We start from the raw sequence: 11955 nt of genomic DNA, 5'->3' as shown, positions 1-11955 counted from the left end.
GATCTTCGGGCAGAGGATTTGGATCTCATTATTGTTGCGACGACGACCGCGGACCAGATCTTCCCCAGCACCGCCTGTCTGTTGCAAGCCCGTTTGGGGAACCATGGCGCGCCGGCTTTTGATATTCAGGCGGTTTGCACCGGTTTTATCTACGCATTGGCGACCGCCGATCGCTTCATCCGCAGCGGCGGAGCGCGGCATGCGCTGGTCGTCGGGGTAGAGAGTATGTCCCGCATCGTCGATTGGACGGATCGCGGTACCTGTATCCTTTTTGGTGATGGTGCCGGTGCCGTAATCCTCAGTGCCAGTGATGAACCCGGCATCATCTCCACGCACATCCATGCGGATGGTGCCTATGCCGACTTGCTGCAGGTGCCTGGTGGCGAGACACGAATGACCATGCAGGGTAATGCGGTGTTCCGCATGGCTGTGCGTACCCTGGGCGAGATTGTGCAGGAAACGCTCGCGGCAAATGCCCTGACAGCAGCGGACATCGACTGGCTGGTGCCGCATCAGGCCAATATCCGCATTATTCAGGCGACCGCCGATAAGTTAGGCTTGCCTATGGAGCGGGTGGTGACGACGGTAGAACATCATGGTAATACTTCCGCAGCTTCGGTGCCTTTAGCGCTGGATGATGCGGCCCGACGCCGTTGTTTTCAGCCGGGACAATGTCTCCTGCTGGAGGCGTTCGGGGGTGGGTTCACTTGGGGATCAGCGCTCCTGCGCTGGGGCTGAAAGCCCTGCTACCAATTTGTACTGAGAGGAGGTTCGCTTGCACGGCTCTATCGCCTTTGTTTTTCCCGGTCAGGGTTCGCAATCTATGAATATGCTGACCGATCTTGCCGGCAGTCATCCGCTGATCAAGGAGATTTTCGCGGAAGCCTCCGCCCAGCTGGGCGAGGACCTGTGGTCCCTTACTCAGGATGGGCCTGTCGAAAAACTCAATCAGACGTGTTGGACGCAGCCGGTGATGCTGGCTGCCGGGTACGCCGTTTATCGGGTCTGGGAAGAGGAGGGCGGCGTCTTTCCCGACTTTATCGCCGGCCACTCTTTGGGTGAATACACCGCCCTGGTGGTCGCCGATGCGGTGGATTTCCCGGATGCGGTGCGTCTGGTCGCCGAACGCGGCCGTCTGATGCAGCATGCGGTGCCCGAAGGTGTGGGTGCCATGGCGGCCGTTATTGGTCTCGGCGATGATGAGGTGAAACAACTTTGCGCCCAGGAAGCACATGGTGAGGTGCTCGCGGCGGCTAATTTTAATGCGCCCGGACAAGTGGTGGTCGCCGGTAATCAGGCAGCCGTTACGCGTCTGGTAGAGTCGGCGCGTGCCGCGGGTGCGAAGCGCGTTGTAGTGCTTCCGGTCAGTGTGCCCAGCCATTGCAGCCTGATGATGTCGGCTGCCGAACGTTTTCAGGCTACCCTGGAATCTGTGCAATTCCGCAGCCCCAAGGCGATGGTGGTGCATAATGCCGATGTGCAAAACCACAATACGCCTGATTCCATTCGTGCCGCCCTCGCTCAGCAGTTGTATTCACCGGTACGTTGGACCGATACGATTCGTCATCTTGCCCGACAGGGGGCTATGACCTTCGTGGAAATGGGGCCTGGTCGCGTGCTGTCTGGATTGGGGAAGCGTATTGAGCCTAGCCTGACCATGCTCCATATCGAAGATGGCAAAAGCCTTAAGGCCGTCCTGGAGGTGATCTGATGGCGGGATCTTTAGAGGGTCAGTTGGCCCTGATCACCGGCGGTAGCCGCGGTATCGGACAGGAGATCGCCCGCGTACTGGGCAGACAGGGCGCGCTGGTCGTCGCCACGGCAACCACGCCTGCTGGTGCGGAACGAATTGACGCGGACCTGGCAGCGCACGGTATTCGCGGCACCGGGGTGGCGCTGGATGTGACTGATGATGCGGCCATGTCCGCTGTGCTCGCGCAAATACAGGCATCTCATGGTGCGCCGACTATTCTGGTGAATAATGCGGGAATCACCCGCGATCAATTGCTGTTGCGGATGAAGGATGACGATTGGGATGATGTCATGGCGACCAACTTGCGCGCGGTATACCGCTTGAGCAAGCTATGCGTGCGCGATATGCTCAAAGCCCGTTTTGGCCGTATTATTAACATTACGTCGGTGGTCGGTGTGATGGGCAATGCCGGACAGACCAATTATGCGGCGGCGAAGGCGGGGGTGGCCGGTTTTACCCGGGCTATGGCGAGGGAGGTGGCGGCGCGGCAGGTGACGGTCAATTGTGTGGCCCCTGGCTTCATCAGCACGGACATGACCGAAGGGCTGAATGATACGCACCGTGATGCCCTTATGCAGCAGATTCCCGCGGGAAGACTCGGAGTGGTGGCCGATGTGGCGGCTGCGGTTGCTTATTTGGCGGGTCCGGATGCGGGTTACGTAACCGGACAGATTCTGCATGTCAATGGGGGCATGTGGATGGGGTAACGCATTCGTGGCTTTACAGGACTGTACGCCCTGTGGTCCAATCTCGCCGACAATAATTTTTTACCAACAGAGGAGCTTCTCCTAATGGATAGTGTGGCAGAACGTGTAAAGAAGGTTGTAGTAGAGCAGTTGGGTGTCAACGAAGATGAAGTAACCAATGAAGCCTCTTTTGTCGATGATCTGGGTGCTGACTCGCTGGATACCGTGGAGCTGGTGATGGCGCTGGAAGAAGAGTTTGACTGCGAAATCCCCGATGAAGAAGCGGAGAAGATTGCGACCGTGCAACAGGCCATCGACTATGTGTCTGCGCATATGCCAACCAAGGATGCCTGAGTATTTATTCCCCGACCGGGTGATGAGGAGAACAGGCGTTTGAAGAGACGTGCAGTGATTACCGGGCTGGGAATTGTATCACCCGTCGGGGTGGGCCTTCCCGCGGCGTGGGATTCCATAATCCAGGGGCGTAGTGGTATTGGCCGGGTAACCCGCATTGACCCTGCCCCATATAGCTCCCAGATTGCGGGAGAGGTACGTGGCTTTGATATCGGTCAGTACATTTCGGCCAAGGAAGCCCGCAAGATGGATTTATTCATCCATTATGGCCTTGCTGCGGCGATGGAAGCGATTGCGGATTCCGGATTGCAGATCGGTGCGGACATTGCGGACCGGGTGGGAGTATCCATTGGCAGCGGCATTGGTGGTTTGCCGGGTATCGAATCCGAGCATACGATTGTCACCGAGAGCGGCCCGCGCCGGATCTCGCCCTTTTTTATTCCGCGTTGTATCGTCAACATGGTGTCTGGCCATGTCTCCATCATGTATGGCGCCAAAGGACCGAGCATTGCCATGGCGACGGCCTGTTCTACAGGTACGCACTCCATCGGAGATGCGGCGCGACTCATCGAATACGGTGACGCCGATGTCATGATCGCCGGTGGTGCCGAGGCGGCTATCAGTCCTCTGGGGCTGGGTGGATTCTGCGCGGCGCGGGCGCTTTCAACGCGTAATGAGGATCCTGAGAAGGCCAGTCGTCCCTGGGATAAAGATCGGGATGGTTTCGTGCTGGGCGAAGGTGCGGGCGTTCTCGTGCTGGAGGAGTATGAATTCGCGCGGCGTCGTGGCGCCCGTATCTATGCGGAATTGTCCGGTTATGGCATGAGCTCTGATGCTTACCATATGACACAGCCGGCGCCTGCAGGGGAGGGTGCCGCCCGCTGTATGCAGGCTGCGTTGCGTAACGCGGCGGTGACTCCGGAAATGGTGGGGTACATCAACGCGCATGGGACGTCGACCCCGCTTGGAGACCGTTCAGAAACCGACGCCGTGCATGTGGTCTTCGGCGACCATGCACGGCGATTGGCCATGAGCTCCACCAAGTCCATGACGGGCCATCTTCTGGGTGCCGCGGGGGGGATCGAAGCCATTTTTACGGTGCTGGCCCTCTATCATGGCATTCTGCCACCCACCATCAATCTGGATCAGGCTGATGAGGGTTGCGACCTGGATTATGTACCCCTTAAGGCGCGACACGCGGCTGTGGAAGTGGCGTTAAGTAATTCCTTCGGATTTGGCGGTACCAACAGTTCCCTGGTTTTCCGCCGCGTTAGCAACTGATTGCTCCGTGGGAGTGATTGCTGCCACGGTGGATGGAAATCACTTCGTGGCAGGGGAGTGCGGTATTGCCTTGGACCGTGCTTTACATTATGGGGATGGGCTTTTTGAAACCATCGCGGTCATAAAGGGCGTCCCCCTGTTTTGGGATGCCCATCTGGCGCGCCTCGGGCGTGGCGCGGCCATTCTGAATATCCCCATGCCTTCCCCAAGCCTCTGGTATGCTGATTTACAGCAGATACTGCATGATGTTCGGGTACATTCCCGCCTCTTCGTCAAGCTGCTTCTCAGCCGTGGCGCGGGTTGGGGGTACGGCAGTTCCGATGCAGGTCCCATGCGACGCTATCTGTATTTATCCCAATGGCCGGAACGTGATCCCCACTATTGGGAACCCGGTATTTCCGCCGCGATCTGTCCGGTCGCCTTGTTAACCGGTGCGCCTTATCTCGGCGTTAAATCGCTCAATCGCCTGAATCAGGTTATGGCCCGGGATGCCCTGGCTTCGGAATATGCGGAAGGGATCATGTTGGACCAGTCAGGGGTGCTGCGCGAGGGAATCATGTCCAATCTGTTTTGGGTCAGGGCCGGTATTGTCTACACCCCAGAGCTGGAAGATGGGGGAATCGCCGGCATTCAGCGGGGCGCTATCCTGGAATGGCTGCGCGCGCGTGCTGTGCCGATCATGCCGGGGCGCTATCGGGCCGCGGCACTTCAGCAGGCGGATGAAATATTCTTCAGCAATAGTCTGATCGGCATCTGGCCAGTACGCCGCTTTGCGGAGCGCACGTTGCCAGGACATGACGGACCAATAGCATCCGCTTTGCTCGCTTGGTGCAGGAATATGGGGTTGGGGCCACAATCATGAGCCGCAAACGCCGTGCCGCCGGGTTGTTTCTTTTGATGATGTCATTCCTTTTTGGATTTTACGGCATCGGCATGTATTGGCCGGAAGCTTTGCCGGCGAAGGGCGTGACGGTCCCCATTCCTTTGGGCACCACCAACGCGCAGACTATTGCCAGTCTGGCGCGGTCCGGGGTATTGCCGCATCCGCGACTGTTTCATCTGGCTTGGGCCTTGGCCGGGTATCCGCCCATGCAGGCCGGACTGTATGAGTTCCGGGGACGTATTAACCAGGCGCAGGTACTCCACCGATTGATTGCCGGGCAATCCACGCCACTTAGCCTGCTGATTGTGCCTGGCTGGCGTTTGCAGGATATCTATCAGGAAATACACGATAAGGCTCCTTACCTGGACCAGCAGAACCTGCCACAGGGTGCGGCCGCGGCACGATACCTCGCACGGCAGGGTGTCGGCGCGCAAGGTAGTGCGGAGGGCTGGCTTTTCCCCGATAGTTACCGTTACGTTCCGGGTACCACCGCGCTGAGTGTGCTGCGGCGTGCCTATGTGCGCATGCAACGGGAATTACACTCCTTATGGGCCGGACGTGCTCCTGGATTGCCGCTGGGTGATCCCTATCAGGCTCTGATTCTGGCTTCTATCGTACAAAAGGAGGGCGCGCCACCCGCAGAGCAGGCGCATATCGCCGCCGTCTTTCTCAATCGCTTGCGGCAGGGTATGCCTCTGCAGTCTGATCCCACCGTGATTTATGCTTTGGGCGAGCGCTATACTGGGTCTTTGACGACCTCAGAGATGCATGTGGAGAGCCCCTACAACACCTACTTGCATACCGGATTGCCGCCTACCCCCATCGCGATGCCGGGACTCGGTAGTCTGATGGCTGTGCTGCATCCTGCGGACAGTGCCGACCTTTATTTTATCGCTCAAGGCGATGAATACCATTATTCGGAGAGTTACACGCAACATCTTAAGCAGATACAGCATTATCTCCAGCATGCCGGAGGAGCGGGTTTGTGAACGCGAAGGCGGCATCACTGAAGGATGGATTTTTCCTCACCTTGGAGGGTATCGAGGGCGCAGGAAAGAGTTCAGCGGCGCCGGTGTTGGCGGAGTATTGTCGTCAGCAGGGCTATGCGGTGGAAGTTACTCGGGAACCGGGCGGCGGGCCGCTCGGTGAGGCCTTGCGTACGATTTTTCTGGATGATCACCTGCACCTGGATGCGGATGAGGAGTTGCTCCTGCTGTATGCCGGGCGTCGGGATCATTGGCTGACGCGTATTGCTCCCGCGCTGGCTGCCGGGAAGGTGGTCATCAGTGATCGCTATGAAGATTCCACCTATGCCTATCAGAGTGGCGGGCGGGGGGTCACCCGCGAACACATCGCGGAGTTGGCGCGCTGGGCGGGGATTACGCGCCTTCCTGATCTGACCTTCTGGTTTGATGTGCCGCCGGAATTGGGCGCGATGCGTATTCGCGCACGTCGACCGGATCGATTGGAACAGGAAGATCAAGCCTTCTTTAGTCGGGCGCGAGCGGTTTTTGCGGAACGCTGTGCGGCCGAACCAGAAAGAATCTTGCGCGTGGACGCGACCCAGACTCTGCCGGTGGTGCATGATACTTTGCGGATACAGTTGGCGCTGCGTCTGGCGGCGCATTGTTCATGAGTGCGCAGCGTCCGACGCCCGCCGAATGGCAGCCGATACAAAGTCTGCTGCAAGCGGGGTTGCCTCAGGCGATGCTCGCTGTCGGCGAGTCGGGGTCGCTGGTCGGACAGTACTGCGATGAGTTGCAGCAGGTGGCCTTGTGTTTCGCGCCATCAGCGCAGGGATTGTCCTGTGGAACCTGTCGTTCCTGTCGTTTGTTGGTAGAAGGCAATCATCCGGATCTGCTCGTTATTACAGCAGAAACGGGGAAGCGTATTGCGATTGACGCGGTGCGCCATGCCAATGACTTTCTCGCCTACACCCCGCAGGTCAGCGCGCGGCGCTGGCTGCGCGTTGAGCCGGCCGAAGCGCTGACCGCGGCGGCCGCCAACGCCCTCCTCAAAACCCTGGAGGAGCCCGCCGCGCGTGCGCACATTCTTTTGCTCAGTGAGCGTCCGTCGCAACTTCTGGCCACCATCCGGTCACGCTTGCAGAGATTGTCTTTTCCAGCAGCACGGCCGGGGCAGTGCGTGCTTTGGCTGGAAGGACTCGGTATACCTCCGGCGGAGGCGCTTTGGTTGAGCCGACAGTTTGCGAATCGGCCGTTGCGTGCCTGGCAACTCTGGGAATCCGGCTGGGTGACACGCTGCCCAAGCTGGATCGACATGTTATTGAGCCTTCCCCAGCAGAGCCCCGTCGCCGCTTTGCGTCTGGCCGATAACTGGGCCAAAGACGTTGACTTGCTGCTGCTGCGCGAGTTGATGCTGAGCTTGTTGGCCGATTTGCTCCGGCTTCGTAATCATCGCCCGGACAGCATCGTGCATGTAGACTACCTGCAGTCGCTGGAGGTCATGGCGCAGTCGGCTCAGGCGATCTCCCTCTGGGAGACGCTGGAGGAATGGATCCGACTCCCAGAATCTCTCGCCCAGAATCGCAATGTGGGTATGATGTTGGAAACGTTACTGTTGAACTGGATAAGCATTTGGTCCAGGGAGAAGGTGCATGGAATTACAAGCTGAGACGGGAAGTGCGGCAAAAGCGCTGTCCGTAGTGTTGCGGGACGTTGCCGCGGTGCAGCGCTACTATATGCCAAACATTAAAGGGGGGGGGGTGCTGGTGGAGACACCGAACCTCCTGCCCATGGGCACGGAGGTGTTGCTCATGATCAGTCTTCCCGACAGCCAGCCGCGGGCGCCTGTCATGGGGAAGGTGGTGTGGGTGACGCCACCGGATAATCGTGATGGCCGACCACCAGCCATTGGCGTTCAGTTCGTAAATGATCGCTCCGGTGTCCTGATGCGCATTCAAAACGCGCTGTCGGACCTGCCCAGGAACGATGGCGAGGTGCTGAGTTTTTAAAATGCATCATTTTGTGCCGCTTCCATATAGGATCATTGCTCTCTCGTTGCCGTCTGGGTTACACTTCGTCCCCTCAGGAGAGGTGACCGAGCGGCCGAAGGTGCAGCACTGGAAATGCTGTGTACTCCAAAAGGGTACCGTGGGTTCGAATCCCACCCTCTCCGCCAATCACCGTCCATCAGCGGACAGTCTCAGGTTTTTCTATGGCGACAAAGATCGGTCCCCTCGCAGTGGTAGCTGGTGAACCCCGTCAGGCCCGGAAGGGAGCAGCGGCAGCCGGTGATCCAGGTGCCGGGGTGCGGCTGGTTGGCGTCGCCACCCTATATTTCGGGCGCGCATGAGCGCCTACCTCGCGCTTGCCCGCCGCTGGCGGCCACAACACTTTGACGATTTTGTAGGGCAAGGGGCGGTGGTCGCCGCCTTGCGCCATGCCCTCGATTCCGGTCGCATTCATCATGCTTTTCTGTTCACCGGGACGCGGGGCGTCGGTAAAACGACTCTGGCGCGGCTACTGGCCAAGTGCCTGAACTGTGAGCGTGGCGTTAGCAGCGATCCTTGCGGAGAGTGCAGTGCCTGTCGCGGCATCGCTGCGGGAAATTTTGTTGATCTGCTGGAAGTGGACGCGGCGAGCCGCACTCGGGTGGATGAAACCCGTGACCTGCTGGACAACGTGCAGTACGCGCCTACGGTGGGTCGATACAAAGTGTACCTTATCGACGAGGTACACATGTTATCCACTCACAGCTTCAACGCGCTGCTGAAAACCCTTGAAGAACCGCCGGAGCATGTCAAATTTCTGTTGGCGACCACGGATCCGCAGAAGCTGCCGGTAACCGTACTCTCCCGCTGTCTGCAGTTTAATTTGCGGAGGCTGGATATTCCACAAATTCAGGGACGATTGCAGCAGATCATGGCGGCCGAGCAGCTACCTGCCGAGGATGCCGCACTGCGGATATTGTCACGCGCTGCCGATGGAAGCCTGCGCGACGCTCTGAGTTTGCTGGATCAGGCCATTGTTCATGGTGGGGGTGCGGTCCAGCGTGACGGCGTGCTCGCGATGCTTGGGCGCGGCAGTGACGATGCGGTGCTGGGTCTGGTCGAAGCGTTGGTGGATCGGGATGCTGCGCAGGTATTTGCCATACTGGATGATCATCTGGCGCGGGGTATAGATGGCGCCGGCCTGCTCGATTTGGTCATAGAGGGCGTGCACCGTCTCAGCTTGGCACAATTTCTTCCGACAGATCCGGAGGATGATGGTGCGGAGCTGATCGCGCGCCTGCGTGGACGCATCAGCCCGCTTACTTTGCAGTCCTGGTATTTTTTGCTCCTCTCGGCACGACGTGACTTTGCGCTTTATCCGGACAGCCGCATGGCGCTGGAAATGGCTGTTCTGCGGGTATTGAGCTTTTCCGGAGCGGTATCGCCAGACTTGCCGCCCGCCGCCGCGCTTCCGGATCCGGGCATTCCGCATTTTGTTGAGTCAACAACGCTGACAGCGGAGCTGAGTTCACCGGCATCGCACCGGTCTGCACCATCGCTTTCCTACCATTCAGGGGATGCTGTTCGGGAAACGACTCCGGATAGGGTGGCTGAGACGGCACCCTCGACGGACTGGCGTTGTGTGGTGGAAGCGCTGGCGGTTTCTCCCATGCTTGCCGAGTACCTGCGCTATGGACAGGCCCTGCGCTGCGATCCGGAAGCGGTGGAATTGGCCGTGGAGCCCAATTATTTGCCATTTCTCGTCAAGGCCGAGGCCCGTGGGGCGTTACATCGGGCGCTTACTGCATATTTTGGCCGGGAACCGCGTCTGAGCATCGTGCCCCTTACCAAGGCGACCGGGGTGGGAAGCCTGGTGCAGGAAGAAAAAGCGCGCGCGGCATCCCGGCAGGCCGAAGCCGAGGCGCGCATCGCTGCGGACCCGCGCATAGGCGCGTTCCTGGAAGTCTTGGAGGCTCATGTGGAATCCATTGAAGTTATGGTGCCCACCGCCGCGAACGGCGGTGCCGTCGACTCACAGTTGAAGAGTAAACTAGAGAGGGGATGAAAGATGAAGGGTGGATTGGGAAATATCATGAAGCAGGCGCAGCAGCTCCAGGAGCGCATGCAAAAGACGCAGGAAGAACTTGCCCAGGTAGAGGTGCGAGGCTATGCGGGCGGTAATCTGGTAGAAGTCACCATGACCTGCCGGTATGACGTACGCCGGGTGCGTATTGACCCCTCTCTGCTTGCCGATGGCGATCGGGAAATGCTCGAGGATCTCGTGGCTGCCGCCATCAATGACGCCGTGCGCAATGCCGAGAAGGTCAGCGCGGAGCGGATGTCGGACGTGACGGGTGGCATGAATATTCCGGGCATGAACCTGCCTTTCTAGGCATTTATGGCAGATGTTCCGAGTATGGATGCCCTGGTGGCACTGCTCCGCCGCCTGCCGGGTATTGGCCCGCGTTCGGCGCAACGGATCGGCTATGAGTTGCTGGTGCGCAAGCGCGATCTCATGCCGCAACTGGCCGCCGCCTTGCAGCAGGCCCATGCCATGGTCCGTTTTTGTCAGCGCTGCAATAATCTGAGCGAAGCGCCGTTGTGCGCCGTCTGTCGCTCTGAAGATCGGGACCGTTCCATCCTCTGCGTCGTGGAATCTCCCGCTGATCTGCGCGCTATCGAAGATACGGGGGTGTTTGTCGGCGAGTTTTTTGTGTTGATGGGGCATTTGTCGCCCCTGGACGGCATCGGTCCCGAAGCCCTGCACATTGATCGCCTCAGCGCGCGTTTGGGTGAGGCAGACTTGCGGGAAGTGATTTTTGCGACCAATCCCACTCTGGAAGGGGAGGCCACGGCACAGTTCCTTGCCGGGCTGGTTCCCGAGGGTATGACAATCAGCCGTATCGCCCGCGGGGTGCCGGTGGGCGGCGAATTGGAATACGTCGATCGTAGCACCCTCGGGCGCGCATTGCATGGTCGCCGATTGCTCGATGAATGAGACGTTATCCATTGTTTCGTAAATATAAAATCAATTAAATTTTGAGAGGAAGCAGCGATCATGACAGCCATAGGCGCCACGCCTCCGGGTGGGAATGTGTTTTTTTTGCTGATGGGTGCCATTCTGGTACTTGCCATGCACGGCGGATTCGCCTTTCTGGAACTGGGCACGGTAAGGCGCCGCAGTCAGGTCAACGCATTGGTCAAAATTCTCAGCGATTTTGGTATTTCTACCATGGTCTATTTTTTTGTGGGTTACCACATCGCCTACGGCATCAGCTTTTTCGGTGATGTGAAGACCCTGACCACGGGTAATCACGGCTTCGAGATGGTGCGCTTTTTCTTCCTGCTCACCTTCGCCGCCGCGGTACCGGCTATTATTTCCGGTGGTATCGCCGAACGGGCGCGTTTTTATCCGCAATTGCTGGCGACGGCCTTCCTGGTGGGGCTGGTTTATCCCTTTTATGAAGGCATCGTCTGGAATAATCATTATGGCATTCAGGCCTGGTTTGCCAGCGTTTTTGGTGCGCCTTTTCACGATTTCGCGGGCTCGGTGGTGGTCCATGCCATGGGTGGTTGGATGGCGCTGATGGCGGTCTGGCTGCTGGGTCCGCGCAAGGGGCGTTACGGGAAAAATGGTGTGGTGCATGCCATGCCACCATCCAATATTCCCTTTCTGGCGCTGGGTTCCTGGATTCTGATCATCGGCTGGTTTGGCTTTAATGTGATGAGTGCGCAGCAACTGATGGCGGTGCAGGGTCTGGTGGCGCTCAATTCGCTTATGGCGCTGGTGGGCGGTATGCTGGCGGCCCTGGCGGTAGGGAAAGGCGACCCGGGCTTCGTACACAATGGCGCTCTGGCGGGTCTGGTCGCGATCTGCGCCGGTTCCGATGTGGTGCAACCCATCGGTGCTTTGGCCATCGGCGCTATTGCCGGTATTATCTTTGTCTACCTCTTCACTTTTGTGCAGCACCGCCTGCGTCTGGATGACGTGCTTGGCGTATGGCCGATGCACGGCGTCTGCGGCGTGTGGGGTGGGCTGGCCGTC

14 protein-coding genes, 1 tRNA gene and 1 other RNA gene are annotated in these 11955 nt (G+C 58.8%); all 16 read left to right on the top strand.

Annotated elements, in window-relative coordinates; translation table 11 throughout:
• Positions 1-738: beta-ketoacyl-ACP synthase III (locus HF921_RS09705; protein WP_215893735.1), on the top strand; the 738-nt coding region annotated here is incomplete at its 5' end.
• Between the two features lie 37 nt (positions 739-775).
• A complete protein-coding gene (gene fabD / locus HF921_RS09700) occupies positions 776-1711 on the top strand; it encodes an ACP S-malonyltransferase (protein WP_064220336.1) in 936 nt (311 codons plus the stop codon).
• Entirely contained in the window at positions 1711-2460 is a 750-nt protein-coding gene (gene fabG, locus HF921_RS09695) for a 3-oxoacyl-ACP reductase FabG (RefSeq protein ID WP_215860391.1), read from the top strand. Before fabD ends, fabG begins: the two co-directional genes overlap by 1 nt.
• Before the next feature lie 84 nt (positions 2461-2544).
• Entirely contained in the window at positions 2545-2793 is a 249-nt protein-coding gene (gene acpP, locus HF921_RS09690; RefSeq protein ID WP_064220338.1) for an acyl carrier protein, read from the top strand.
• A 39-nt stretch (positions 2794-2832) separates the two neighbouring features.
• Positions 2833-4074 (top strand): beta-ketoacyl-ACP synthase II, encoded by a 1242-nt coding sequence (fabF, locus tag HF921_RS09685; RefSeq protein ID WP_064220339.1) that lies wholly within the window; start codon positions 2833-2835, stop codon positions 4072-4074.
• A 7-nt stretch (positions 4075-4081) separates the two neighbouring features.
• Positions 4082-4936: an aminodeoxychorismate lyase gene (gene pabC, locus HF921_RS09680; protein ID WP_278667053.1), complete on the top strand. Its 855-nt coding sequence runs from the start codon at positions 4082-4084 to the stop codon at positions 4934-4936.
• On the top strand, positions 4933-5946 hold the full coding sequence (gene mltG, locus HF921_RS09675) for an endolytic transglycosylase MltG (protein WP_064220340.1): 1014 nt from the start codon (positions 4933-4935) through the stop codon (positions 5944-5946). Before pabC ends, mltG begins: the two co-directional genes overlap by 4 nt.
• Positions 5943-6593: a dTMP kinase gene (gene tmk / locus HF921_RS09670; RefSeq protein WP_215893734.1), complete on the top strand. Its 651-nt coding sequence runs from the start codon at positions 5943-5945 to the stop codon at positions 6591-6593. Before mltG ends, tmk begins: the two co-directional genes overlap by 4 nt.
• On the top strand, positions 6590-7591 hold the full coding sequence (locus HF921_RS09665) for a DNA polymerase III subunit delta' C-terminal domain-containing protein (protein ID WP_215893733.1): 1002 nt from the start codon (positions 6590-6592) through the stop codon (positions 7589-7591). The genes tmk and HF921_RS09665 overlap by 4 nt, the downstream gene beginning before the upstream one ends.
• Complete coding sequence (locus HF921_RS09660; protein WP_215861973.1) at positions 7575-7931, top strand: PilZ domain-containing protein; 357 nt, start codon at positions 7575-7577, stop codon at positions 7929-7931. Before HF921_RS09665 ends, HF921_RS09660 begins: the two co-directional genes overlap by 17 nt.
• Before the next feature lie 76 nt (positions 7932-8007).
• Positions 8008-8098, top strand: a tRNA-Ser gene (locus HF921_RS09655).
• Between the two features lie 47 nt (positions 8099-8145).
• An RNA gene (gene ffs, locus HF921_RS09650) (signal recognition particle sRNA small type) lies at positions 8146-8242 on the top strand.
• A 26-nt stretch (positions 8243-8268) separates the two neighbouring features.
• Positions 8269-9975: a DNA polymerase III subunit gamma/tau gene (gene dnaX / locus HF921_RS09645; RefSeq protein ID WP_215893732.1), complete on the top strand. Its 1707-nt coding sequence runs from the start codon at positions 8269-8271 to the stop codon at positions 9973-9975.
• Between the two features lie 3 nt (positions 9976-9978).
• Positions 9979-10302 carry a YbaB/EbfC family nucleoid-associated protein gene (locus HF921_RS09640; RefSeq protein ID WP_064219152.1) on the top strand — a complete coding sequence of 108 codons (324 nt, stop codon included), beginning with the start codon at positions 9979-9981 and terminating at the stop codon, positions 10300-10302.
• Positions 10303-10308: 6 nt separating this feature from the next.
• Positions 10309-10908 carry a recombination mediator RecR gene (gene recR / locus HF921_RS09635; RefSeq protein ID WP_064219153.1) on the top strand — a complete coding sequence of 200 codons (600 nt, stop codon included), beginning with the start codon at positions 10309-10311 and terminating at the stop codon, positions 10906-10908.
• A gap of 60 nt (positions 10909-10968) precedes the next feature.
• Positions 10969-11955 (top strand): ammonium transporter (locus HF921_RS09630; protein WP_215893731.1); only part of this gene is annotated, 987 nt, incomplete at its 3' end.

It is taken from the genome of Acidithiobacillus ferriphilus, from assembly GCF_018854775.1.
GTDB classification, from domain to species: domain Bacteria; phylum Pseudomonadota; class Gammaproteobacteria; order Acidithiobacillales; family Acidithiobacillaceae; genus Acidithiobacillus; species Acidithiobacillus ferriphilus.
This window is presented reverse-complemented; position numbering and strand designations above follow the sequence as displayed.

Excerpts from the sequence above, each read along its gene's own strand:
- HF921_RS09665 (WP_215893733.1), top strand. The coding sequence starts at position 6,590 with ATGAGTGCGCAGCGTCCGACGCCCGCCGAATGGCAGCCGATACAAAGT.
- dnaX (WP_215893732.1), top strand. The coding sequence starts at position 8,269 with ATGAGCGCCTACCTCGCGCTTGCCCGCCGCTGGCGGCCACAACACTTT.
- acpP (WP_064220338.1), top strand. The coding sequence starts at position 2,545 with ATGGATAGTGTGGCAGAACGTGTAAAGAAGGTTGTAGTAGAGCAGTTG.
- HF921_RS09640 (WP_064219152.1), top strand. The coding sequence starts at position 9,979 with ATGAAGGGTGGATTGGGAAATATCATGAAGCAGGCGCAGCAGCTCCAG.
- fabG (WP_215860391.1), top strand. The coding sequence starts at position 1,711 with ATGGCGGGATCTTTAGAGGGTCAGTTGGCCCTGATCACCGGCGGTAGC.
- HF921_RS09660 (WP_215861973.1), top strand. The coding sequence starts at position 7,575 with ATGGAATTACAAGCTGAGACGGGAAGTGCGGCAAAAGCGCTGTCCGTA.
- recR (WP_064219153.1), top strand. The coding sequence starts at position 10,309 with ATGGCAGATGTTCCGAGTATGGATGCCCTGGTGGCACTGCTCCGCCGC.
- mltG (WP_064220340.1), top strand. The coding sequence starts at position 4,933 with ATGAGCCGCAAACGCCGTGCCGCCGGGTTGTTTCTTTTGATGATGTCA.